This window comes from Candidatus Nitrosopumilus sp. SW (assembly GCF_006740685.1).
Lineage (GTDB): Archaea > Thermoproteota > Nitrososphaeria > Nitrososphaerales > Nitrosopumilaceae > Nitrosopumilus.
The window spans coordinates 968657-993161 of record NZ_CP035425.1 but is presented as its reverse complement, the minus strand read 5'-3'; the positions used below and the strand labels follow the sequence as shown (position 1 = coordinate 993161).

32 protein-coding genes and 1 pseudogene are annotated in these 24505 nt (G+C 33.0%); 14 read left to right on the top strand and 19 right to left on the bottom strand.

Going from position 1 to position 24505, the window contains the following annotated elements:
- Positions 1-11: 11 nt before the first annotated feature.
- Entirely contained in the window at positions 12-1727 is a 1716-nt protein-coding gene (locus Nisw_RS06010) for an adenine deaminase (RefSeq protein ID WP_141978536.1), read from the bottom strand.
- Between the two features lie 118 nt (positions 1728-1845).
- Between Nisw_RS06010 and Nisw_RS06005 the strand changes: the two genes are divergently transcribed.
- Together Nisw_RS06005 and Nisw_RS06000 are read left to right on the top strand one after the other, a co-directional pair.
- Positions 1846-2127: a 50S ribosomal protein L44e gene (locus Nisw_RS06005; RefSeq protein ID WP_012215962.1), complete on the top strand. Its 282-nt coding sequence runs from the start codon at positions 1846-1848 to the stop codon at positions 2125-2127.
- Complete coding sequence (locus Nisw_RS06000; protein ID WP_141977388.1) at positions 2124-2321, top strand: 30S ribosomal protein S27e; 198 nt, start codon at positions 2124-2126, stop codon at positions 2319-2321. The genes Nisw_RS06005 and Nisw_RS06000 overlap by 4 nt, the downstream gene beginning before the upstream one ends.
- Here Nisw_RS06000 and Nisw_RS05995 read toward each other — a convergent pair.
- The 5 genes from Nisw_RS05995 to cobD are packed head-to-tail and all read right to left on the bottom strand — an operon-like array spanning position 2304 to position 6486.
- Entirely contained in the window at positions 2304-2888 is a 585-nt protein-coding gene (locus Nisw_RS05995; RefSeq protein WP_141977386.1) for an NTP transferase domain-containing protein, read from the bottom strand. The genes Nisw_RS06000 and Nisw_RS05995 overlap by 18 nt on opposite strands.
- A complete protein-coding gene (cobS, locus tag Nisw_RS05990; RefSeq protein WP_141977384.1) occupies positions 2885-3610 on the bottom strand; it encodes an adenosylcobinamide-GDP ribazoletransferase in 726 nt (241 codons plus the stop codon). The genes Nisw_RS05995 and cobS overlap by 4 nt, the downstream gene beginning before the upstream one ends.
- Positions 3603-4574, bottom strand: coding sequence for a cobalamin biosynthesis protein (locus Nisw_RS05985; protein WP_141977382.1), 972 nt, complete (start codon positions 4572-4574; stop codon positions 3603-3605). Before Nisw_RS05985 ends, cobS begins: the two co-directional genes overlap by 8 nt.
- Positions 4571-5410, bottom strand: a complete 840-nt coding sequence (locus tag Nisw_RS05980) for a cobyric acid synthase (protein WP_141977381.1) — start codon at positions 5408-5410, stop codon at positions 4571-4573. Before Nisw_RS05980 ends, Nisw_RS05985 begins: the two co-directional genes overlap by 4 nt.
- Positions 5407-6486, bottom strand: coding sequence for a threonine-phosphate decarboxylase CobD (gene cobD, locus Nisw_RS05975; protein WP_141977379.1), 1080 nt, complete (start codon positions 6484-6486; stop codon positions 5407-5409). The genes Nisw_RS05980 and cobD overlap by 4 nt, the downstream gene beginning before the upstream one ends.
- Positions 6487-6569: 83 nt before the next feature.
- On the opposite strand from cobD, the gene asd reads away from it, so the two are divergent.
- From asd to cyoE, 4 genes and pseudogenes are all read left to right on the top strand, one after another.
- Positions 6570-7646 carry an aspartate-semialdehyde dehydrogenase gene (gene asd / locus Nisw_RS05970; RefSeq protein ID WP_141977377.1) on the top strand — a complete coding sequence of 359 codons (1077 nt, stop codon included), beginning with the start codon at positions 6570-6572 and terminating at the stop codon, positions 7644-7646.
- Between the two features lie 100 nt (positions 7647-7746).
- Positions 7747-7809, top strand: a pseudogene (locus Nisw_RS09520) (Lrp/AsnC family transcriptional regulator); the annotation flags it as partial.
- 126 nt (positions 7810-7935) lie between these two features.
- On the top strand, positions 7936-8184 hold the full coding sequence (locus tag Nisw_RS09515) for an Lrp/AsnC ligand binding domain-containing protein (RefSeq protein WP_050555096.1): 249 nt from the start codon (positions 7936-7938) through the stop codon (positions 8182-8184).
- Between the two features lie 2 nt (positions 8185-8186).
- On the top strand, positions 8187-9116 hold the full coding sequence (cyoE, locus tag Nisw_RS05960; RefSeq protein ID WP_141977375.1) for a heme o synthase: 930 nt from the start codon (positions 8187-8189) through the stop codon (positions 9114-9116).
- On the opposite strand, the gene Nisw_RS05955 is transcribed toward cyoE, so the two are convergent.
- Positions 9111-9320, bottom strand: a complete 210-nt coding sequence (locus tag Nisw_RS05955; RefSeq protein WP_141977373.1) for a hypothetical protein — start codon at positions 9318-9320, stop codon at positions 9111-9113. The two genes, cyoE and Nisw_RS05955, sit on opposite strands and share 6 nt — an antisense overlap.
- 319 nt (positions 9321-9639) lie before the next feature.
- On the opposite strand from Nisw_RS05955, the gene Nisw_RS05950 reads away from it, so the two are divergent.
- Complete coding sequence (locus Nisw_RS05950) at positions 9640-10134, top strand: hypothetical protein (protein ID WP_141977371.1); 495 nt, start codon at positions 9640-9642, stop codon at positions 10132-10134.
- Between the two features lie 12 nt (positions 10135-10146).
- On the opposite strand, the gene Nisw_RS09510 is transcribed toward Nisw_RS05950, so the two are convergent.
- Positions 10147-10314, bottom strand: a complete 168-nt coding sequence (locus Nisw_RS09510) for a DUF5679 domain-containing protein (RefSeq protein ID WP_221624836.1) — start codon at positions 10312-10314, stop codon at positions 10147-10149.
- Between the two features lie 1798 nt (positions 10315-12112).
- Between Nisw_RS09510 and Nisw_RS05930 the strand changes: the two genes are divergently transcribed.
- Positions 12113-12496, top strand: a complete 384-nt coding sequence (locus tag Nisw_RS05930) for a hypothetical protein (protein ID WP_141977370.1) — start codon at positions 12113-12115, stop codon at positions 12494-12496.
- A complete protein-coding gene (locus Nisw_RS05925) occupies positions 12493-13176 on the top strand; it encodes a hypothetical protein (protein ID WP_141977368.1) in 684 nt (227 codons plus the stop codon). The genes Nisw_RS05930 and Nisw_RS05925 overlap by 4 nt, the downstream gene beginning before the upstream one ends.
- Before the next feature lies 1 nt (position 13177).
- Here Nisw_RS05925 and Nisw_RS05920 read toward each other — a convergent pair whose 3' ends face one another.
- The 10 genes from Nisw_RS05920 to Nisw_RS05875 all read right to left on the bottom strand — a co-directional run bounded on the left by Nisw_RS05920 (position 13178) and on the right by Nisw_RS05875 (position 19224).
- A complete protein-coding gene (locus tag Nisw_RS05920) occupies positions 13178-13843 on the bottom strand; it encodes a hypothetical protein (protein WP_141977366.1) in 666 nt (221 codons plus the stop codon).
- 40 nt (positions 13844-13883) lie between these two features.
- Positions 13884-14297 (bottom strand): hypothetical protein, encoded by a 414-nt coding sequence (locus Nisw_RS05915; protein ID WP_141977364.1) that lies wholly within the window; start codon positions 14295-14297, stop codon positions 13884-13886.
- A gap of 52 nt (positions 14298-14349) precedes the next feature.
- Positions 14350-14835, bottom strand: coding sequence for an acyl-CoA thioesterase (locus Nisw_RS05910; RefSeq protein ID WP_141977362.1), 486 nt, complete (start codon positions 14833-14835; stop codon positions 14350-14352).
- A gap of 54 nt (positions 14836-14889) precedes the next feature.
- Positions 14890-16221, bottom strand: a complete 1332-nt coding sequence (locus Nisw_RS05905) for a UbiD family decarboxylase (protein WP_141977360.1) — start codon at positions 16219-16221, stop codon at positions 14890-14892.
- Complete coding sequence (locus Nisw_RS05900; protein ID WP_141977358.1) at positions 16214-16555, bottom strand: proteasome assembly chaperone 4; 342 nt, start codon at positions 16553-16555, stop codon at positions 16214-16216. The genes Nisw_RS05905 and Nisw_RS05900 overlap by 8 nt, the downstream gene beginning before the upstream one ends.
- Positions 16556-16572: 17 nt before the next feature.
- Positions 16573-17013 carry a hypothetical protein gene (locus Nisw_RS05895; protein ID WP_141977356.1) on the bottom strand — a complete coding sequence of 147 codons (441 nt, stop codon included), beginning with the start codon at positions 17011-17013 and terminating at the stop codon, positions 16573-16575.
- A 310-nt stretch (positions 17014-17323) separates the two neighbouring features.
- Positions 17324-17902 (bottom strand): hypothetical protein, encoded by a 579-nt coding sequence (locus Nisw_RS05890; RefSeq protein WP_141977354.1) that lies wholly within the window; start codon positions 17900-17902, stop codon positions 17324-17326.
- A gap of 105 nt (positions 17903-18007) precedes the next feature.
- On the bottom strand, positions 18008-18334 hold the full coding sequence (locus tag Nisw_RS05885; protein WP_141977352.1) for a hypothetical protein: 327 nt from the start codon (positions 18332-18334) through the stop codon (positions 18008-18010).
- A gap of 78 nt (positions 18335-18412) precedes the next feature.
- Positions 18413-18754: a nascent polypeptide-associated complex protein gene (locus tag Nisw_RS05880; protein WP_141977350.1), complete on the bottom strand. Its 342-nt coding sequence runs from the start codon at positions 18752-18754 to the stop codon at positions 18413-18415.
- Positions 18751-19224: a PUA domain-containing protein gene (locus tag Nisw_RS05875; protein WP_141977348.1), complete on the bottom strand. Its 474-nt coding sequence runs from the start codon at positions 19222-19224 to the stop codon at positions 18751-18753. The genes Nisw_RS05880 and Nisw_RS05875 overlap by 4 nt, the downstream gene beginning before the upstream one ends.
- Before the next feature lie 90 nt (positions 19225-19314).
- Between Nisw_RS05875 and Nisw_RS05870 the strand changes: the two genes are divergently transcribed.
- From Nisw_RS05870 to Nisw_RS05850, 5 genes are all read left to right on the top strand, one after another.
- On the top strand, positions 19315-20361 hold the full coding sequence (locus Nisw_RS05870) for a phosphate uptake regulator PhoU (RefSeq protein ID WP_141977346.1): 1047 nt from the start codon (positions 19315-19317) through the stop codon (positions 20359-20361).
- A 55-nt stretch (positions 20362-20416) separates the two neighbouring features.
- Positions 20417-21532 (top strand): GTPase HflX, encoded by a 1116-nt coding sequence (gene hflX / locus Nisw_RS05865; RefSeq protein WP_141977344.1) that lies wholly within the window; start codon positions 20417-20419, stop codon positions 21530-21532.
- Positions 21522-22055, top strand: a complete 534-nt coding sequence (locus tag Nisw_RS05860; protein WP_141977342.1) for a tRNA (cytidine(56)-2'-O)-methyltransferase — start codon at positions 21522-21524, stop codon at positions 22053-22055. Before hflX ends, Nisw_RS05860 begins: the two co-directional genes overlap by 11 nt.
- A gap of 26 nt (positions 22056-22081) precedes the next feature.
- A complete protein-coding gene (locus Nisw_RS05855; protein ID WP_016939412.1) occupies positions 22082-22597 on the top strand; it encodes a transcription factor in 516 nt (171 codons plus the stop codon).
- 125 nt (positions 22598-22722) lie between these two features.
- On the top strand, positions 22723-24054 hold the full coding sequence (locus Nisw_RS05850; protein WP_255430732.1) for an NAD-dependent succinate-semialdehyde dehydrogenase: 1332 nt from the start codon (positions 22723-22725) through the stop codon (positions 24052-24054).
- 143 nt (positions 24055-24197) lie between these two features.
- Here the strand turns inward: Nisw_RS05850 and Nisw_RS05845 are convergent, their stop codons facing one another.
- Entirely contained in the window at positions 24198-24503 is a 306-nt protein-coding gene (locus Nisw_RS05845) for a hypothetical protein (protein ID WP_141977338.1), read from the bottom strand.
- Positions 24504-24505 lie beyond the last annotated feature (2 nt).

Below are 24505 nucleotides of genomic sequence, written 5' to 3'. Positions count from 1 at the left end.
TTTAACATTACTTAGTTGATCGGTGGTATGTAACTTCGTTTTTTCACATCAACTATGCCGCCTGAAAGAATTCGAACAGATGGTAAGGCCAAGAAAGGCAGGAACAAAGGAATCAGATGAGGTCTAGAAAATTTACAACCAGAATCAACAATAGAGTTATTGATTTTTTCAAAATTAGATGAAACTTTTTCAAAGGAATCGGTTGAAATAATTCCTGCAAATTGCAAAGGCAGTGAAGCAAGAATCTTACCAGATTTTACTACAACCAAACCACCCTGATTTTTGATTAGATGGTTTGAAGCTATAGCCATATCAGAATCATTAGAACCAATAACGATCATGTCATTTTCATGAAAACTCCAAGTTGATGCAAACGCGCCAATATCAGCACCAAAATTTTCAAGAAATCCTATAGAGTGTTTTTTTGTCCCATGAGTTCTATCAAAAGCTGCAACTTTCCAAATATCAGAATCAAGAGATGCAGAAACAAGATTATTTTTTGATTGAAGTTGAGCAGAACCTATCTTTGTAATAATTTCAGTCTGCATAAAAATAGTGTTTGCTATAACATCTTTCTTTTTAGATTTTATTTCAAAGTCATTTTTTGAGAATTTTTTTAATTTTACAGTATTTTTTGCCCAACGAGAAATTGATTTTTTCTTTATGGGAAAGACAATTTTTCCATCAGATACTGCAAGTTTTCCTCCTACAAAGACAGTTTTAGGTTTGAAGGATTTCAAATCATCAAAAATTAGAATATCAGCTAATTTACCAGGAGCAATTCCACCAAGATCTTTTCCCATGTTATAGTAATCAAAATTATTTTTTGATGCCATAGTTACTGCATCAATTGGGTCTAAGCCAAGTTTGATTGATTCACGAATACAATGATCAATATGACCAAATTTCAAAATATCTTTTGGATCAAGACCATCTGAGCAAAACATCAATCTATCAAGATATGTTCCATGTGACAAAACTCTTGGAATGATTTCTTTCAAATCACGTCTAATAGAACCTTCTCTAATCATTATCCACATTCCAAGACGTAATCTCTCTAACACTTGATCAAAATTAATTGGCTCATGACATGAAAGAACTCCAGAAGAGACATATGCATTGAGTTTTTTGTCACTTGCACCAGCAGTATGTCCATTGATAATACAATCGCATTCTAACATTGCTGAAAGAGATTTCATTGTTTTTGGTTCACGAAGAGTAACTTTTGTCCAAGAAAAAACTTCACCCAATCCAAGAACATGAGGATGTTTTACTGCTGATTTTTCTTGAGATAAAGTAAGAGTATTACTATTGCTAAACTTTGCATCAACAGGTAATCCACCAGGTACAACTTGAAAGATTCTGACAGGAAGATCTTCACCTAATTTTAAAAATTCTTGAAATCCTTTGTATCCACCAACACTAACAACATCAATAGGATCAGAAAAAAGAGAAGTTACGCCACAAAGTAGTGCTTGTTTTGCAAACTCTGAAGGAAGAACAAATTGATCAATATGAAGATGGGGATCTGCAAAACCAGGACCAACATACTTGTTTTTGACATCAATGATTTTTGTTTTGGGACCTATTGCATGTGTGGCATCTGGACCAACATATGCAATTCTATCACCAGTTATTGCAATCTGGGATTTTGGAATAATTTCTCTTGTGTAGACAGATAGTAAATTACAATTTTTTAAAATCAGATCTGCTTTCTTATCACCCATAGCCACTGAATTTAGTGCAGAGATCGAATTTGCTAGGCTCGAAGTCACAGTTTTGGATTAGATTTTGCGCCTATTATAGATTCAATGCTTAAATTACGGTTGAGAAGGTTTTGTTGATATGAACATACCAAAGGTGATCCGAAAGTATTGTGCAAAATGTAAGACACATACTGAACAGAAGGTCTCCATTTACAAGGCTGGAAAGAGACGTGGTTCTGCAAGAGGTGAACGCAGACACGCTGAACGTAAACATGGGTATGGTGGACAAAAGTTCCCAAAATTAGCAAAACCAGCCAAAGTTACAAAGAAAGTTACTCCAATTATGACATGTACTGTGTGTAAAAAGAAATACAATAAACTAGGTGTTAGAATTAAGAAATTTGAGTTGGTGGCAGCATGAAGAAAGATCACGTCGAAATTCCAAAACCATCAAGTAAATTTCAAAAAGTTAACTGTAATGAATGTGGTGAACTGCAGGTTGTTTATTCACATGCATCAACACAAGTGGCATGTAACTCCTGTGGAAATGCAATTGCTGAAGCAACAGGTTCCAAAGCAAAAATTAACGGCAAAGTCTCAGGTAGTGCTGAGTAAATCATAATCTTGTTTAGTGTTTAGATTAAGTGCGATTCTTTTATCATCTAGTATTACATAATTTTCTTCTAAATTTTCAAGTGACTTAATTTTTTGAGAGTCAATTAATGAAATTCCTGTAAAATGACATTTTTGATTATTATGGATTATAGAATATTCTGAATGGGTTCCAATAGAACTCAATAGTGTGTCAGTAACAAGTATGCTTGTCCAAGTTTTTTCAGAGTCATGTTGATTAACAATTGTTTTAATAATTTCTTCATCCAGTAATGGAATGTCACCAGATGTAACAAAGACCAAATCATTGAATTTTTGCAGCACCGAATTCAGATCTTCAACATAACCTAATCCAGAAGTATCAAATGTTTCAACATTATTTTCTTCAAGTAATTTTTTTGTTTTAGGAGAATTGGAACTAGTTACGGCAATTATTTTAGAAAAACAATTAGAGTTTTTTAATGAATCAACTACATGAAGAATAATTGGTTTTTTGTATTGCAAAAGTAATTTTTCATCATCTAAATTCATGCGAGTGCCTTTGCCACCTGCCATAACAATACCAATCATACAGATACAAACACCATCAAAGAAGCTAATCTTGTAAGTTCATTTGTAGCACCAATTACATCCCCAGTAATTCCACCAAAACTACGAGTAGACACGCCAAGTAGGAACAATGTCAATGCAACAGTGACTCCAAGCATTATCAATCCAGTAGTCTCGCCAATTACGGCTACAGGTATGAGCATTATGATAAAGGCTGCTGCCAATTTTCTCTTGTCTTTCATAAGATGTACAAAAGGTGAATTTGAGCCAGATGCAGCTGAATTTCCCAAACTTGCCAAAAGCACCATCGAAAATTTGGCTAAGATTTCACTAATGAGAATGGCCTTAAACAAATCAAAGCCGCTAGTAAGAGATATTGTGATAATCAATCCAACAAGATACAAAACAAGTCCTACAATTCCAGCCGAACCAGTGGAAAGATCTTTCATTGCTTTGATTTTCTTCTCTTTTGTTCCTTTTACCATAAGTCCATCTGCAAAATCAGCTAATCCATCAGCATGATGTATACCAGTAACTATTGCAATAGATGCAACAACTAGTAGACTAACAAGTAACGGATCTAAAAAGAAAGATAAACCAAATCCTAATGAACCGACCAAAAGTCCAATTGCAATTCCGACAATTGGGAAGACATACATGTATTTTGCAATGTTTTCTAAAGTTGCATTTGATGATGGAAATATTGTCAAGAAAGAAAAGACAGAACCTATTTCCTTAAGCATGAATCCACCATCCAAGTAATGTTAAAACAGTAACAATTGGAATAATTACAATTCCAAAAAATAGAATTGAAGTTAATTTCATAATAGATAATGCGGAATGAACATGTTCTTTTGTAAGGATCATTTCGCCATTTCCTAATTTGTAGTGATTAACTTTTTCAAATTTTGTGCCAAGTGCGCCTGCCAATGCAGCCATAGGATATCCGGCATTAGGGCTTTCAGTTTTTTTGCCATCACGAATCATTATCTTGTAAGATTCTTTCCAATTATTTTGTAAAATGGCTGCGGAGATAATCATTACAAATCCAGTTAGTCTTGAAGGAAGATAATTTAATACAGTATCACAATTAGCGGCAAACCATCCCAAATTTTTGAACATATCAGTTTTGTATCCTATCATAGAATCAGCAGTGTTGATTATCCTGTATACGAACGCTCCAGGCAATCCAAAAATTGCATAATAAAACAAAGGCCCAGTTATTCCATCCACAGTATTTTCACTCACGCTTTCAAGCACGCCTGAAATAACATGATTTTTGTCTAAATCAGAGGTGTTTCGCTTAACAATCATAGACAGGTTTTCTCTAGCAGAATCCAAATTATCCATCTCAAGTGATTCTACTACAGTCATTGCATAACGTTCCATGCCCTTTATTGCAATTGTAGTTTTTAGCAGTAAAGCGCCAATTACAATTGAAACTACCAATGCAATCAGATCAGTTGAAAGTAATGAAATTCCATAGTCCAAGATCAATAGCAAGGTAACAATAATTCCAATAGGGATTGTGACCACAAAGATTCCACCAACTCTTTCAAGTTTTTGGTTTTGATTTTGTCCAAGTGGAGTTAATTTTGCAATCAATCCTCCAATCCAAGCTGTTGGATGATATCGATTTTTTGGATCTCCAAATACAAGATCAAAAATCAAAGCAAATCCTACAATTATCAAAGATTCAAAGATCATTTTATCATCCTCTCAATTGTTTTTATATCTAAGTTATTTTTTACAATTTTTGCCAGTTTATCTAATTCTTTATCAATTTTTGAGATATTCTTTTTTGTCCATGCTATTTGTTTTGCTTTAACATTAAGTGAATCTTCTTCAGGAAGATTGATCTTTGTCATCGGAATGGTTCCGATGACAGGAATGTTGGTAAGTTGTTTCATCTTTCTAAATCCTGGTTTTAGGACATCAATGTCTCCTCGAAATTTATTTAATACAAATCCCTTTACCAATTTTTTATATTTATTTTCAATTAAGGTCATAGTTCCTATCAAACTTGCAAAAGACCCACCTTTGTCAATATCTGAGACTAGAAGTACAGACGCATTTGCTTTTTGAGCAATTTGCATATTTGCAATATCATATTTTTGTAAGTTGATTTCGGCTGGTGAGCCTGCACCTTCCAAAATTACTAGATCATAATTTTTTTTGAGTTTTAATAGTGAACTAGTAGCTGCTTTAAGCCCTTTAGATGTTACAAATTTTGTATAGTAATCTTTTGCGTGCATTTTCTTGTAATATTTTCCGTTAAGGTAAACTGCACTATAGTAATTTCCCAGAGGTTTGAGCATGATTGGATTCAAAGCAGGCTCAATTGGACATTTAGCAGCGATAGCTTGTATTGCTTGAGCACGAGAAATCTCAAAATCAGGTGTAGAATACCCAAAATTAGACATGTTTTGTGATTTGAATGGGGCCACAAGGTATCCTTTCTGTTCAAAAATTCTGCATAATGCTGCAACCAACGTAGATTTTCCGGCACCAGAAGAAGTGCCTTGAATCATCAAAGATTTCATGCTATAGTCTCCATGGCATTTACAAGTTTCAGATTATCTTTATGAGATTTTACTGCAATTCGAATATAATGATTATTTAATCCACGAAAATTTTTACAATCACGAATCAATATTTTATGTTTTAATAATTTTTTTTGTATTTTTGTTGAATCTTGTTTTGTTTTAATTAAAATAAAATTTGTTGAAGAGTCATGACATTCAAAACCAGGAATTTGAGCAATTTTCTTTTTTAGGAAATTTGATTCTTTTTTTATAACTAATTTTGATTTTGTAAGATGAGACTTATTTTTAATTGCCATCATTCCTGCTTGTTGAGCTAATGCATTAACACTCCAAGGAATTTTTATTTTTTTCAAAATTTCAATAATTTTTTTTGAACCAATACCATATCCAATTCTAATTCCTGCCAATCCATACGATTTTGTGAGTGATCTTAGAACAAATAGATTATCATATTTTTTCACTAAATTCATTACAGATGGGTTTGATTCTGGCACCAATTCTATGAAACATTCATCAACAAATACAAAACTAGATTTGTTTTTTGCAGCAGAAATTATTTTCATTAATTGTTTTTTGGACAAAATTGTTCCAGTAGGATTATTAGGATTACATACAAAGACACATCCATTGGTGGGAATTTTTGAAATAAAAGAATCAATATTTTCAGAAAGATTCATTGTTTTAAAAAAAGTAAATTTACAATCAGCCAATTTGGATGCAGATTCGTATTCACTAAAAGTTGGAGTTGGGATTAAAACACGTTTTTGTGATAAAAATGCAGTACAAAAATTATATAGAATTTCAATTGCACCATTGCCAACAACTATGTGAGAATCAGATAATCCTGTGTATTTTTTGAGGCCAGACACTAAATTGAGTGAATCTGCATCCGGATAATGTTCCATTTCATCAAGCCTTTTCTTCATAGCAGATTTTACTGAGGATGGCATTCCTGCAGGACTGGTATTTGAGCTAAAATCTAAGACATCTATATGTCGATTTCCTCCAGAAAATTTACCCCCATGAAATACAGGATTGTGGTTAGCAATGCTTGTTTTCGTCTTTATTTTCACATTAAAAAGTAAGAATAGGCGATATAGTATCTTTTGGTAATTTGAATAACGATTATTAATTGAAACCGATCAATAGATTATTCATGGAGAAGAAAAGAGTTGCAATTATAGGAGTAACAGGTTCAGTAGGACAAGAATTTGTACAATCTTTGAACAATCATCCATGGTTCGAGGTAACTCAAATTGCAGCTTCAGAGCGTTCTGCAGGTAAAAAATATCTTGACGCCATTAGAAATGAAGGCGGAATTATCATGTGGGATGTAGGTGGGGAGATCCCAGAATATATCAAAGAAATGACAGTTAAGAGAATCGATGAGCTTGACACATCACAATTAGATCTTGTATTTTCAGCAGTTGAATCCCAAGCTGCAAGAGACATTGAAACTAAAATGGCAGCAGAACTACCAGTAGTTTCAACTAGTTCTGCATATAGATATGAAGACGATGTTCCAATACTTATTCCAGGAGTAAATGATGAGCAGGCTGAATTACTTGAAATCCAAAAGAAGAACCGTAACTGGAAAGGATTTGTGGCACCATTACCAAACTGTACAACTACAGGCTTAGCAATTACACTAAAACCATTACTTGAAAAATATGGTGCAAAAAAGGTCATGATGACTTCAATGCAAGCAATTTCAGGAGGTGGTAAATCAGGTGTTTCAGCAATGGGAATTACAGATAACATCTTGCCTTACATTCCAAAAGAAGAGGGTAAAGTTAGATTAGAAACCAGAAAGATTCTTGGAAAACTTGTAGATGGTAAAATTGAAGATGCAGACATCAAAGTCAGTTGTACATGTACCAGAGTTCCAGTAATTGATGGACATACAGAATCTGTCTTTGTAGAAACTTCTGAAGATATTGATCCTGCAAAAGCCAAAGAACTCTATAATGGTTACAACAAAGACATCTCAGTTCAAGGATTGCCTTCAGCTCCTAAGGAATACTATGCATTTCATGAAGATCCAACAAGACCTCAACCAAGAATGGAAAGAGAAGTTGGTGGTGGAATGACTACAACAATTGGCAGAGTTGAAAAAGAAGAATTGTTTGATAAGGGACTCAAATACATGTTATTTTCACATAACAAGAAAATGGGTTCAGCAAAAGGTGCAGTGCTCTTAGCTGAAATGTTATACAAAAAAGGTAAGATCTAGATTTTTTTTGCAATTTTTTCAATAATAACTTTATAAGAACCAGAAATCTAGAACGACTCAGGTGTTTTAGACGGCAAAAGTAGACGATCTAGATCTTCAAATTTTATCAGAATTATCAAATGATGCATCAATTTCAGTTCCACGGTTATCAAAAAAAATCAATGTAAATTCATCAGTAGTATATTCAAGAATTAAGAGATTAGTAAAAAGAAAATTAATTGAACGATTTACAATTGTTGTAAATGATGCAGAATTAGGATACAATGTTAAGGCTTTAACTGGAATTAACATGGACACAAAAAAACGTGATCATATAATTTCAGAACTATTCAAAATTGACGGAGTAAGAGAAGTGGCAGAAGTTACTGGCAGATTTGACATTCTTGTTACAATGTATTCAAAATCATTAGATCAGATGCACAAAATGGTCTCAGAAAAAATTGGAAGGATTGAAGGTATTCAGTCTTCAGAGTCATTTATCGAGATGAAATCACGTGCCAAAGCAATGCCATATATGCCATCAAAGGATAGTGACTAGTATTGCAAAAACAAAAGACAGAATCCAGAGTTGCAGTATACTATGAGTTAACAAAGCCCAAAATTTGGTATTTGTTAGTATTTACCGCATTTGGAGCTGCTTTAACAGCATCTAATATCTATGGAATCGAAATTGCACCTTCTACGTGGGCACTTATGTTATTCTCAGTCGCTGCAGGTTCTGCAGCAGCCAATACTTTGACAAATTATCACGATAGAGATATCGATGCAATAATGGAGAGAACAAAGGGCAGACCACTTCCATCAAAAAGAATCTATCCAGCAGTAAAAGCACGTAATTTTGGATTAGCGTTAGCTGGAATTTCATTAGTGTTAGCATTTGGAATTTCATTTACAACAACATTAGAACAAGGGCTATGGGCTACGGCATTCATTGCATTTGGATTACTAAATAACATTCTAGTATACTCTTATGCATTAAAACGAAATTCAAGAACCAACATAATTTTAGGAGGATTATGCGGTGGTTCGCCACCAATGATAGGATGGGTTGCAGTTACAATGTCAGATTTATGGACCATGGGACTTGCAATGGCAGGATTAGTATTCATTTGGATTCCAATGCATATTTGGGCATTAACACTACATTTCAAAGAGGATTACAACAAAGTAAATGTACCAATGTTAACTGCAGTACAATCAGAAAAAACATCAGCTAGAGCAATTGCAGGTTCAACGGTAGTAATGGTATTGTTTTCAATAGCACCATTTTTCATAACAACACAATCTGGAGAAGAAATGGTAGGTGGAGTTTACTTGTGGACTGCAATTGCATCAGGGGCTTTGATGGTTGCATTGTCAATATGGGTAATAGTAAAACCCATGGAAAAAGCATCATGGACTTTGTTTAAATTTTCTAGTCCATATTTGGCAGTATTATTTATTGCACTAATGGTAGACTCTGCACTATAAAATACTACTATTCTCATCTAGACTGTTTAGTTCTTTTGTAATTGAGGTATGCTTTTCAACTAATTCTTTTAGTTCGTTTTGTAAGTCAATAGAAGTCCAATTTGATGAAATTAAAGACGACAATTTTGCAACAATGCTCCATTGAACATTATTTTGTTCATCAATTAATTCCAAAAATCGTTTTCCTTTCTCATCATCATTCATAATTGCGAAAAGATGATTCTGAGATAAAAATCTGTAGTAGGTAATAGTATAATTTCAAAGTTTTATTAGGAAATTATCAATATTTTACATATGCAGTGCAGTATTTCAGAATGTAAAGCAAAATCAATACAAACAGTAAAGATTAGTTTCAGAGAGACAAGGAATCTTTGTAAGGAACATTTTGAATTGTTTCAAAATAAGGACAAGAAACACACAATCAATTTTACCAAAGCCTCAAAGTTCAAATCAAATTAATCAAGATACTTTCAAACTTCAGAATTATTGAAAGATTTAACATCTACTATTTTTAAACTACTATATGGCTGCCAAGAAAAAAACCACAGCAAAGAAGAAATCAGTCAAAAAAACAGCTTCAAAGCCAAAATCTAAAACACCAAAACCAAAATCAACTGCAAAATCATCTACAAAAAAACCAGAATTTGAGAAAGCTTGGAGAGAATACAATGCTGCATTAAATGGATGGAAAGAATCCCTAGCACAGTGGCAAAAGGCTACAAATGAAACTTTGATGACATATCATGATGCATGTCAAAAGGCTGTAGAATCAGATGCCGAATTATTAAAAAAAGTTAGTTCAAGTTGGGAAAGCACTTGGGAAGAGATTGGTCCTGAATACATCAAACAACAAACAAAGATGATTGAAAATATCTTTAAAGAAACCAATATTGAGTCAATCAAGAAATTTAATGAGCAGTGGGAAAAATTCCTTAAAACATCAGGAGATGATTCAATCATGGCATATCAAGAAGCAATAAAGAAATTCAATCAAGCCTGGCAATCAGGTCAAATGTAATTTTTAAAAAAATTATTTTTTCATTTTCCCGATACGAAAAACTTTACAGTTACAAGTTGAACATATACCCCTTATTGCCGGTCTTCCATTTTTCATAATTGTTTCCTCAGGATTTTTGATTTTTCTTTTTGTTTTACATTTAACACAATAAGCTTCTGGAGAATAAGATTCTGAAGATATTTCATTAGAGGAATGATTAAGCTTCTTCTCAATATCATCTAATTTTTTATTTTGTTTTTGTAATGTTTGAATAATTTCATGTTCAATATCAACAGATTCTAATTTTTCAATTTCTTTTTCTAATTCATTTACTTTTGAAATCTGTTCTGGCGTAGGTTCATCAGAAGAAGGATGTAATTTTGAAAATAATTCATCTTCTAATTCATCAATTTGATCTTCCAAATCATTAAATTCAGAATATTGTTCAATAACAGGTTCATCTTCAGGTTCAGACTGGATTTCAGGAGTAGGTTTAGCAGATAATTTAGATTCTAATTCATCAATTTGTTTTTGAAGTTCATCTAATTGTTCTAATTGTTCAGGAGTGGCTTCTTCCTCTTCAGGTTCTGTAGTTGGTTCTTCTGTAACAGGTTCCGGAGCTAAATCAAGTTCTTGTGGAAGTTCTTCTGCAGATTCTTTTGGTAATGAACCTCTAGGACTTGGAGGAGTTGGTTTAGATTCTAATTCTTGGATTTGTTTTTCTAATTGTTCTAATCTTGCTAATTGTTCAGGAGTGGCTTCTTCCTCTTCAGGTTCTGGTTCAGGTTTAGATTCTAATTCTTGGATTTGTTTTTCTAATTGTTCTAATCTTGCTAATTGTTCAGGAGTGGCTTCTTCCTCTTCAGGTTCTGGTTCAGGTTTAGATTCTAATTCTTGGATTTGTTTTTCTAATTGTTCTAATCTTGCTAATTGTTCAGGAGTGGCTTCTTCCTCTTCAGGTTCTGTAGTTGGTTCTTCTGTAACAGGTTCCGGAGCTAAATCAAGTTCTTGTGGAAGTTCTTCTGCAGATTCTTTTGGTAATGAACCTCTAGGACTTGGAGGAGTTGGTTTAGATTCTAATTCTTGGATTTGTTTTTCTAATTGTTCTAATCTTGCTAATTGTTCAGGAGTGGCTTCTTCCTCTTCAGGTTCTGGTTCAGGTTTAGATTCTAATTCTTGGATTTGTTTTTCTAATTGTTCTAATCTTGCTAATTGTTCAGGAGTGGCTTCTTCCTCTTCAGGTTCTGGTTCAGGTTTAGATTCTAATTCTTGGATTTGTTTTTCTAATTGTTCTAATCTTGCTAATTGTTCAGGAGTGGCTTCTTCCTCTTCAGGTTCTGTAGTTGGTTCTTCTGTAACAGGTTCCGGAGCTAAATCAAGTTCTTGTGGAAGTTCTTCTGCAGATTCTTTTGGTAATGAACCTCTAGGACTTGGAGGAGTTGGTTCTTCTGTAACAGGTTCCGGAGCTAAATCAAGTTCTTGTGGAAGTTCTTCTGCAGATTCTTTTGGTAATGAACCTCTAGGACTTGGAGGAGTTGGTTCTTCTGTAACAGGTTCCGGAGCTAAATCAAGTTCATCTAAATCAATATTTGACACAGTAGGTAAATCTCCCAGAAAATCTAATTCTACTTTGTTTCCATCAATTCGTAAAAATGGATTACCAGCAATTGAAAAAGTATGAATGGAATGTCCCTTTTTCCAGGAGTTTTTTCCACTGTAAATTGTAATGTATGAAATCCCGTTCTTAATATCAGAAGAGATGGTTAATCGGTCAACGGGGGTTCCTTTAGTTATTCCCTTATCTGTATCCTGATGCCTTATAGCAATGGAAATCAGATGTTTAGGATCATAACTGACTTCAGAAATTAGATAGTCAGCCCATTTATCCATTACAAAAAATAATGATTATTTTCTAGTAAATAAGCGAGTCTAAATCTAAAGATTCAAGGATTATACTGGAAAAATAAGATTATAATTGGTTTTAGAGAACCATGTTCAAATGGAAATTTCTATAGAACCATGGAAGAAACTGATAATTCACGAAGTTATTGAATACAAATTTGATGATTGGGTAAAACAAATAGCATTTAGTACAAGATCTTCAGGAGGCGCAATTCCTACAATGCAATGGACAAATGGTATTGTTTTCTCGCCAGCAAATTTTCCAACAACAAATGCCACAGTTGAAGAACAACTGAAAGGAATTTTGCATTGGTCATCAGTATCATTTGCAATAAAAGAAAAATTTGAAAAACAGATAGTCAAGGAAAATGCTACAATAAATCTGGTAGATGTAAGTGTGAATGAGATTTTCAAAGAACTATCAGTTAGTTTGAAGGCACAGTCAAAATTTACAAATTCAGAATCTGGCAATGGTCAATGAGTATTGAAAAAACTATCGAAGATTGTAAAATTTATCTAAATCAGATAAAACAATACGAACCTGATCCATTTTATGTTAATCATTATTTTTCTGAATTCATAGATTCTGTAAATAGAGTATTAGAGGGTATTTTTGATGAGGCAAATAGAGATTTTGGGTTGTTCATAGCAGAAAAAATATCATGTGAGAAATTTCTTGAAAAGGCAAAATCAAAAAATGATTTGCAAGCAATAAAATTTTCAGAGTGGTATTTGGACAAATTCAACCAAGAGCACAAAAGTAGATTTCCAAAGGCAATAAAAAAAATATGTGAATTAAAAAATAAACAGAACAAATTACCTAAAATAAAAATTATGATAAGGGCACTCGACAGATATGAAAATGACATTAATCAACAGATCATGGTTGGCTTAAGTAATGAAAAATTACGCTCAAAAGAAGAGTTACAAATTGAAATTAATCGACAATTACCAGTGTTTTTAGAAGTAATCAATTACAAAAGAAGCAAAAATAATGAGCCTAGTGTAAATGAAAATCAAATAACTACATCGGCATTTATCGACATTGAAGATATTTTTGAAATTGAAATTGCCTATGCGTCAGAAATTTACATTCCAGTATTGATAAGAATGGTTGAAGAGTCAAGGAAAAAAATTAAAGAATTAACTTCTTGGAGTTAGACTAGTCTGAAAATCCAAATACAGAATGTTCGTTTTTTATTTTAATTATTGGAAAATATGAAAAACCATGATCAATAGTATCAGAAAATTCTGGGTTTTTTCCTTGGCTACCTTGATATTTTAAGAAATTTTTTGTTGGTTCGGAATCTAATTCCACGTAATTGAAATTATAATACACTTCATCCATTTCTAGGGAGGTAATGTAACCAAGTACCCAAGATTTTTTTCTAGGTAAAGCAAATAATGTTAAATTTTGTTCATCTGGAAATTCAGGATCATACGTTAATCGGGCTAAACTACCCAAATCTTTTACCTGTATTGGATGAAATTGATCTGGGATATTTTTTTCATTTTCAGGTAATGGGGAAATTTCAGATTCCATATGTACAACAGGTGCATAATGAGAAATATTTTGTGTGGATTCTACAATATCACAAATTTCTTTTCCCCCAGTTACTTGATATGAAATGTATCGACCAGATTTTTTCAAAGGAACATAGAAAATCAATAATGTATTAGCAAGAATCATACTACATGATACAACTCGTTCTCCATTAAATTCCTGAGAATAGACTCGTTGTGGATATTCTCTAAATGCACAAGCATATCTAGCTAAATCATCAAAACTAGATAATTCTACAAAACACTCATTCTGAGAAAGAGACATAAAAAATTTAGAATAAAGGATGTTTTTATTCTTTCAAAATTTATTTTGATTTTGGCCACATTGAGCCCCATGTTTCGGTGAATTTTTTCATCATTTCACCATATGCATTCATCTGTTCTAATCCAGATGTGCTAAGACTCTTTTGCCAATTTTCAACAAATTGTTTGAAAGTAGACATGTTACTATCATTGAGAGCTTTTTGCCAGTTCTCGCTAAATTCTTTAAAAGAATTCATTCCAGCATCAGTCATTGCTTTTTGCCAATTTTCTCCAAATAATTTCATGGTTTCATTACTAGATTCAACAGTAGCTTTTTCCCAAACTTCATTGAATTTAGATTGCATTTCATTACTGGCATTTTGAATCTGCTCAAAAAGTGATTTCCAATTTTCAAGAGATTTGGTATATTCTTGCCATAATGAATCCCATTCATTATTTTTTTCTTGGTCAGACATTAACTAAAGATAAAGTTCGTTATTCTTAAAGGGATCCCTGAAAATCACAAAATTATTTTTGGCGATTTTTCAATCTTTTTTCCATTCTAATTTTTCCTTCTTCAAATTTGGTTCTATCTTCATCAGTTTTTAAAGAAAGTTTTGGAACATGCATTGGTTTGCCGTTTTTATCTAGCGCAACAAATGTTACAAAAGCAGTTCCAGTCACGGTTCTAATTCCAGTAACAATATCCTCAGCTTCTGCCCTAACTTCTATTTCCATAGAAGAATTATGAACATAATTTATGCGAGCATTTAATGAAAGAACATTTCCAACAAAAACAGGTTTTAGAAAATTAACACTATCCATAGATACAGTAACAGCATTTGATTGAGAATGTCGTTGAGCAACGATTCCTGCAACCATATCAATATGTTTTAAAATTTCACCACCAAACACATTTCCAGCTGGATTTGCATCAGATGGAAACATCCTAACAATAACCTCAGCATGGGATTCAGAAGGAGTTTTTTCTTTAGGATTTGATTCAGATGACATTTTATCTAGAATAATTCTAATCTATCCAAATTTAATTTAATCAGTCGATTTTGGTTATTTGAAATATTTTTCGAGTTTAATTTTGTCAATTTTTGGGATTTTTGCCAATTCGAATCCTTCAGGACGTTTTGAAAGAGATCTAGTTGCATCAATACCCATTTTTGCAGTTTGTAATTTCTTTTGATTACTTGATGGATCAAGGCTAGAACCACGCACATTTTTTAAGATTACAAGATCTTTATCTGCCTGGAATCTCGTAGCCATAGCATATTCTACTGCATCAGCATCATTAGGATCAATATCCTCATCTACTACTGTAACTTGTTTTAGTGAACGGTGAGACTCGAATGTTTTTTTGATTATTTTTTTTGCATCAGAATCGTTTTTCTTCTTTATTTGTACTACTGCATGCAACCAATTACATCCACCATTTGTCATAGATACTTGTTGTGTTTGTCTGAATGCTTTTTTCAAATCACCATTTAATTTTGATTCAATTGGCATTCCCATCAATAATCTATGTTCTGAATAACCAGACAAAACATCATGGAAGATGGGATTATTTCTAAAATACATATTTTCAAGTTCAAAAACAGGTTGAGATCTTTCATGATCATATGTCTGAAGCATTTCTACCATCCATTCAGGATGGGTTTTATCTTGAAGAATTTTTCCTTCCATAACTATCTCTGAACCAGAAGGAACATTCAATCCAGTAAATGGAAGTTTTGTTAAAGTTAATTTTCCACCCAACAATGAATTTGCAATATCAATCTCATCTTTACCCCATTGTGCTTGATAAGCTCCTGCAATAGAAATGGCAGGATGAACACCAACAGTTATTGCAACTTTTAGATCCTCACCATGTTCCTTTGCATCAACAAAACATCGATGTAAATGACGTCCTTCAACCATTCGTATTGAAAAATGGGTTTGATCAATTGGCATCATTCTATGAAAAGATGAATTTTGTTTTCCAGTTTCTGGATTCCTTACATATGCAATTGAAGAGGTGATAAAAGGACCAGATTCTTTTTCAAAATGAGTGACAATAGGCATAGAAAAGAGGTTTTTTGACTTGTTTTCTTGAAATTTCCCTGATGAGATAATTTTAGGGGCTTTTGCCTTTTTTATGGCAGAAATTACCTTTTCATGAATATTGTTTTCAGTTCCACCAACTGCAAGAGCAAATCTTTTTCGAGTGCCAACCAAATTGGAAACTAAATGAAAATTACTTTCTTTGATGTTTTCAAATAATACTGCATGGGAGCCGTCAACTTTTGCAGTAATTCCTGCTATCTCATATTTTGTAGAAACTTTTGTTTTTATAATTTTGAGTTCTTTATTTTTCTTAATTTTTGAAATATAATTTCTTAAATCACTCATTCTCAATCATCTCCATAATCTCAGACATTAAGTGTTTTGCAGTATTGGGATCCAATTCTTTTTGAATAAATGCAGAAACTAATGTAATGCCCTTCATTCTGGTGCTGATTCGTTCAGCAACAAGTTTGAGAAAAAGGGATTCAGATCGGGAGGGAATAATCGTGGTGGTGATAGGTGTAGGTCCAGTTGCCATTGAGGCCACCATGGAGCCAATTTTATTGGATCCTTCAGCTACGGAAATAAAATATCCATTATCAAATTTTTGTATAGATAAAGAAAAGTTACGGCCCTCCAAATTTACCAATTTTTGGAAAAATCCATTTGGAGAGTTCAATAAGCTATGAACAAGTCTTATGCTTTTATTGCTATTGATTCATTTTCTTGGGAAGCATCAACTAGAGTAGGATTCTTCTTGCAATTTTTTTCGTGTTTGTCTGGATAGACAAATAATTTCTCACAATATTTGCATGGAGTTTTTTCCTTAGACTTTGTTTTTGCTTTTGCAGTTTTTGCTTTAGATTTTGCTTTTACTGCAATTTCCTCAACTTCTGGTTGAACTTCTGCAACTGATTTTGCTTCAATAGAATCAGCCTCAACTCTTGCTCGTAATTTGGCTTTGTATTTCAAATTACGTGGTTTGGTTCTTAATCTATAGCCACAGCATGGACACCATAGTCCTTCCCATTTGATGAATATTTCACAAATTTGACATCGACGTTGTCCAGAAGCATATCTTCCGGTTCCAACAGGCTTTTGAGCCTTATATCTTACACAAATTCCTTTACAAGTCATCTTGGTATTATTGTATAGAATTCATAAGTATATAAGGGTGGATCGATAAAATATGGATAAAAAATGGATAAAAGTTGTAAAAATTTTAATTAAATTTACGATCAGGATAATTTGTTGCAACGAAAAACAAGAAATCTTCAATAAATATGTATAGTTTGTTTGAATTTCGTATTTTTTGAAAAAATGATATGTATCAATATAGTTGTTTGATAAAAAATTGCAGTTTTTCCTTAAAAAAATACAGAAAATAGAAGAACATCATACAATATGATCTGAAGAAAGGAAAGTTTATTCCTAAAATATAAAAAAATTAACCAATCATTGACAGGGGCAATATAGAATGTCTATGTCCATCTCTTTGAGAGATATATCTTGCAGATAGCATATCTCGTTTTCCTCTCTGATTAAAATTCTTAATTTTCATACTTGTCTTTCTTTCATCAACAAATTCTAATTCAAAAGATGAACAAAATTTAAGATTCAGCATAGTTACAATTTGTTTTGCTATTCGCATATTTCCGTTTCCAATTTTTACAATTTTTCTTTTTGCTCTTAGACCTCCAAGTACTCGTATAATATGAACAACTAATTCTTCAACAGATGAATGGAATGAACTCTCAATTTCTTTTCCATAATAAAATACAGACAATCCAGTTCTTTCACCAGGATCAATTCCTAAAATTAGATCATTTTCTTCAAAATCGAGATTTAGTTTTTGCATCATGATTCCACGGATTACCGTTGGTGGATGTTCAAAAATATCCTCATGAAGTATTGGTTTTTCACATCTTTTTGGGGATTCTTTACGAGTCGTAAGAATAAGATGTCCAGAATAACTACCGATTTCCTCTGGTAAAATTGAATCAAATGACAATTTGAGGGCTTTCAAATATGTGGAAAATCTATAGTACGGTTTACCATAAGAAGTAGCAATTCCGATACGAGAGTTAAGTAAGGGATCGATATTTGATAAAACAGAATATAGAATTTAGGATTATGCTTTCAAAACAGTTGACACAACATGTTTCACTGCTTCATCAAAATTAGCATCAATTTTTGATTGAATTTCAGATAATTTAGCCTCGCCTTCTTGGGCAATTTTTGCAGATTCAGCAGTTGCCTTCTCTTTTGAAGCATTTATCATAACTTCGGCTTCTTTTGTGGCCATTTCTCTAGTTTTTTCCATAAGAGAATCTATTTCATTTTGGGCCTTTACTGAAAGTTGTTTTTTCATATCTCCAACTTTGCTGTTTAAGGAGTCGATATCATCTTCTAAGACATTTAGAGATTTGATGATTCCAGTGACTTTAGATTCAGCCATACTCATTACACTCGAATTTCGATAAATCCATTACTTAAATCATTCATTTTTATGGTATTTTTAGGCGTAAAATAAGGATCATCCAGTGGTAAGCAATAAAATGGCTCGAGCAAGATCGCCTTTTGCTTCTTCCAATGCACTTTTGGCCTTTTCCTCATCGACTCCGGCTTGTTGGCTAACAAGTTGAATATCTTCTTCAGAGAAAATTGGAACTTCTAATTCTCTTTCTTCATAACTGTCAGCTGTAACAGTAAAAATGGAATTATCTTTAGCTTTCATTTCGGTAACAGATGGTTTTGAAATAATGATCTCTTTTTTATCGGTCTTTATGGTGACTTCCTGAACATTAGATAATTCATTCATATCCAATCCCATCTTATCCATCATTCTTCGCATTTCACGATTTCCTCCACGCATCATAGTTCTTTTTCCTCTTTACGACTTTTTAAACTATCTCTAACTTTTATGGCTACACCCCTATCAAAATCAGAAATCATCTCATAGGACAAAACAGCCCTACCTACTGCAATTACTTTGTTTTTGAATAGAATGGGAGTATCAGATGAGATTCTAACATTTTTTCCACATTTTACAACATGTTTGCAAAACACTGATCTTCCCTCCTGAACAAAAGGTGCAGCATCTTTGTTTACCTCTACACAATTTTCTCGGAATGTTTTACTCTTCATTAGCATTTGAGCAAAATAAGGACTAATTGCCAACCCACCATCGATTCTTAATGTACACAATAGTTTTCCTTTATGCATGACTGTTCTAATTCTGCCAGTTTTCCTTGAGAAGGTCATTTCAATATCTTTTGGAAGATGTTTTGATGTATCATTTCCAAATAGAGAGTCAATAGAAGACTGAAGTTTTAGAATGTGATCCATATCCAGACTAGATTTATTCTAAATATTAGTTCAATGATAACATATGGTAAAATCAAAAAACTATATAGAATAGGATTTTTCATGTAGTTTATGGAAGAAAGAGAAGAAACAAGGAAAATTCAATTTACAGGTAAATCATCGTATATAGTTTCATTACCAAAACAATGGATTATAGATTTAGGATTAAAACAAGGTGATCAGATTAGAATGGTGAGAAAAGGCTCATCAACTCTAGAGCTTTACCCTCCAAAATTTGAATCACGTAGTCAGAAAAAAGAAGAGGCAGTAATTGAAATTAATTCTGAAGAAAAAGCATCTTCTATTGTAAGGAAATTAATTTCACTTTATTTCTTGGGTTTCAAAACAATTAATGTAAAACCAAAAGATGGGAGATTAAGTCCGATTCAAAGAAACACTGTAAAGGAAGCAGTTAAGCGAATGTTGATGGGTTCTGAAATTATTTCAGATTCGAGTAGTGGAATCACAGTGCAAGTTCTAGTAAATTTATTAGAATTATCAGTTGACGGGGCATTCAAGAGAATGATTCACTTGGCAAAATCAATGTCCAGCGATGCAATACTAGCTGTCAAAGAAAATAATTTAGATTTAGCACAAGAGGTAATCAATACAGATGATGAAGTAGATAGATTCGGATTTTACATTATTCGTCAGTTAAAGATAGCAATCCAAAATGAACATATGTTAAAAGAGATGGGTTTTAGAAATCCAAGAAATTGTCTAGGATACAGATTGGTAGTAAAAAATATAGAAAGAACAGGGGACCACGCAGCATTCATTGCCAAAGATCTTTTGGAATTTAAAAAATCAGTGAAAAAGGAAATTTTACAAAAATTACAAGACATGAATGAATTCTGCCTATCTGCATTAGATGATGCATGCCTATCTTTATTCAAAGAAGATTACGCACAGGCTGAAAAAACCATTGAAAAAACCAACGACATTGCAAAATTTGAGAAAAAGGTTAGAGAAGCCTCAAAATCACTAAAAGATGATGAAGAGATCTATAGAGTTAGGAGGATGACAGAAAACATCAGAAGAATTTCGGAATATGCCAGTGATATTGCAGAAATAGTCCTAAACATGAACATAGAAAAAGCAATCAAAAAAACGGCATAATTTTCAAAATAGTTAGAATCTTTAACTCGGTTGATAGTAAAAGCATGGAATCAAAATGAAATCGGCAATTTTAATCACGTATGATAAGGAAGATGTGATTAATGAGGCAAAAGGGCTTTGTGATGCAGCAGGTTTTCAAGTAGTTCACACAATCAAACAGAAATTCTTGAAAAAACCAAAGTACGGAATTAGTGGCGGGATTTTGGAAAAGCTTGAAGAGATTGCAGAGAAAATCAGACCAGATGTTATAGTATTTGATGAGGTTTTAAAACCAAGTCAGAATTATAATTTGGCATCAGTATTACATAGAGAAATTTTGGATAGAGAAGCATTAATTCTTGAAATTTTTGAAAGTAGGGCATCAAGTGCAGAGTCAAAATTACAAGTAAAATTAGCTCAACTAAGATATGAAATGGCTAGAGCAAAAGAAAAAGTTCGACTTTCAAGTATGGGTGAACAACCAGGATTTATGGGAATAGGAAAATTTGAGGTTGATGTTTACTATAATGATATCAAACATAGAATGGGCACTGTTAGATCAAAATTAGAAAAAGCTGGAAAACAAAGAGAACTTCACAGACAAGGAAGAAAAAGAATGGGATTCAAAACAATCTCACTTGCAGGATACACTTCGGCGGGAAAAACTACCTTGTTTAACATGATGACAGGAGAAACAAGAGATCAGAGCAGTGAGTTATTTACTACACTTTCTACAACTACAAGAAGAGTTACCATTAATCAAGAGCCATTTTTGATTTCAGATACAGTAGGTTTCATCAGTAAATTACCTGCATACATGATTGACGCATTCAAATCAACATTGGAAGAATTAGGTCATACGGATATCATTATTGTGGTAATAGATATCAGTGACTCTATTTTTGAATTGAAAAAGAAATTTTCAAGTTGTATGAGAACGCTTAGTGAGTTAGGAGTTGAAAAAGATAGAATGGTATATGCTCTAAATAAATCAGATTTATTAGAAAATAGTGAAATTGAAGAAAAAATAAAGACACTAAATTTAATAGATAATAAAAAATGGATTCCAGTTTCTGCAAAAACAGGAAAAAATGTAAAACATCTCAAAGAATTGATAAGAGATATTTTGGATAGCTACAATTCAAACAAATTTGAAAAAAACTTAGGAGTTGAAAAGACATTTGGAAATTGAAGTTGTTCGTATTGGACAAAGACTAGTCAGAGATGACCGTGTTACGACTCATGTGGCATTAGTTTCAAGAGCATTTGGTGCAAAAACAATTTTCATGACAGAAGTCAACCCAGAGATAAAAGATACGCTAGGGAAAATTAATGAAACATGGGGTGGCAATTTTACAGTTGAATTTATAGAAAATTGGAAACCAATTGTCAAAAAGAAAAAAGAGGATGGTTTCAAAATAGTGCATCTTTCAATGTATGGTGAGAAAATTAATGATGTTCAAGAGACAATTCGAGGAGAAGAAAAATTGCTAATCGTTGTTGGGGCTGAAAAGGTTCCTAGAGAAATTTATGAATTAGCTGATTATAATGTGGGGATAGGCAGTCAACCTCATTCTGAGATAAGTGCTCTTGCCATACTCTTAGATCGTATTCAAGAAGGTCAGCAATTTGAAAAAGAGTTTCCAGATGCAAAGAGGAAGATCATACCCACAAAAACAGGCAAAAATGTCCAGGTAAAAGAAACAAGGGATTAATAATAGAAAATCAGGAGAAATTAGAGTTGGTAGACAAGTACGAAGATCCTTTTGTCAGAATTGCTTCAATGATTGGAGGAGACGAATATCTCAAAGTAGCTCGTTCATTGTTAAAAGCAGAAGATGCAACTGATGAAGAAATTGCCAGTTCCACAGGACTTAGAATCAATATGGTAAGAAAAGTACTGTATGATCTTTTTGGAAAATCTCTCATTACAGGAATCAGAGTAAAAGATGAAAGAAAAGGATGGTTTGTCTACAGATGGAGAACTAGGAGAGAAGAAGTAGAGCATTTCATTGAAAATCAAAAAAAGAAAATCGAGGAGAGATTACAACAAAGACTAGACTATGAAAATGCATCAGATTTTTACCATTGTGGAAATGAAGACTGTCCAAGAGTAACATTTGAGGATGCTCTTGAAGGAATGTTCAAGTGTCCTTCATGTGGAAATGTCCTTAATCTAAAAAAGAATGATAAATCAAAAAAGGCATATCAAAAGAAAATTGATGAAATCAAAAAAGATATGCAACAGATTTTCTAATTAAATTACCAAAATACTGGATTTTAGGTTACTAGAATAAATAAGAGGAATGATTCTGAAATATTCTGAGTCAGATTACTACAGTAAATCCTGCAACAGGTGAAGATATCACTACATTTTCAGCAATGGATAGAGATCAAGTATTTGAATTAGTTAGAAAATCAAAAAGAGCATTTCCTGAATGGAAAAAAGATTATGAAAAACGTAGAAGTTACATTTACAATTTAGTTGAACATTTAAAGAAAAACAAAACAGAGTTAGCAAAAATTGCAACTAGCGAAATGGGTAAGGCACTAAAAGAATCAATTGGTGAAGTTGAAAAATGTGCTTGGGCTTTAGAATTTTATGCAGACCATGGAGATAGTTTCCTTACTGACGAAGTATTAAACACAGATGCAAGAAAGAGTTTTCTTACATTTGAACCACTAGGAGTAATTGGTTCTATCATGCCATGGAACTTTCCATATTGGCAAGCTCTAAGATTTGCAGCACCTTGTTTGATGGCAGGAAATGTGATTGTTATGAAACCATCTAGAGTCACTATGCAATCAGGTATTGAAATTGAAAAAGCATTTGCAGATGCAGGAATACCTGAAGGAGTATTTTCAACAGTAGTTGGAAGTGTAGATTCTGCAAATCATCTCATTGATTCAGAGGTTAATGCTGTCACATTTACTGGAAGCACAAATGCAGGAGCAAAAGTTGGTGAACGGGCTGCTATGAATCTAAAAAAATGTGTTTTAGAATTAGGAGGAAGTGATCCTTTCATTGTATTAGATGATGCCATTATAGAAAAAGCAGCTGAGGGTGCTGTAAAGGGCAGATTTATCAACTGTGGACAAAGTTGTGTAGCCTCAAAAAGATTCTTTGTAGGCAAAAATATTGCCAAAGACTTTATTGAATTATTCATCAAAAAAGCATCTCAACTTAAAGTTGGAGATCCAATGTCAATTGATACAGATATTGGGCCACTATCAAGCAAAGATGGGTTAGAAACAATTTCAGGAATTGTCGAGGATGCAAAGGCAAAAGGTGCCGAAGTATTACTAGGAGGAGAAAAGATGGATGGAAAGGGATATTTCTACAAACCAACAATTCTGACAAACATCACACCAGACATGAGAATCGCAAAAGAAGAAACGTTTGGACCAGTAGCACCAATAACAATTGTTGAAAATGAAAGTGAAGCTATCAAGATGGCAAATGACAGTGAATTTGGATTAGGAGCAAGTATTTGGACAAAAGATCTTGCCAAAGCAGACAAAATGTCAAGAAGAATTGAATCAGGAATTGTTAGTGTAAACAACGTAGTAATTTCAGATCCAAGAATTCCTTTTGGTGGAATTAAACATAGTGGATTTGGAAGAGAATTATCAAGATATGGAATGTTAGAGTTTGTAAATCTAAAATCAGTTAGATTCTACGATAACCTAACACATCACCATTACGTAGAATAATTTTTCATAATTGAAATTATGAGGATCCTTTAAGTATAATTTTAGCGTATTATACAGTGACGAGGACACTCGATGACATGTATTATTGAGTGAAGATCAAAGAGATCTTGGGAACGCCTTGAGCTTTGAGTTACATTCAGAGTTCATGATTCCTCTGGGACAAAGTCCTCGTCAAATTCTTCTTCATCGTCTTCATCTTCATCGTCACACTCTTCTAATTCTACATGTGTAGGGGTTCCATCATCTCCAAAGAAAATCTCAATACAGATATCTGTAGATAAAGTGGATGCTAAAGTTTCAGCCAATTCTTTTGGGAAGTTTCCTAATCGACTTGGATCAGATGAATATCTATATTCTGTAACCACATCATCATGATAGAAATCTAATTCAATGTCACCATTTGCAAATTTTCGTACAGCAATTACTTGACCAAATTTACTGTTTGTCAAGC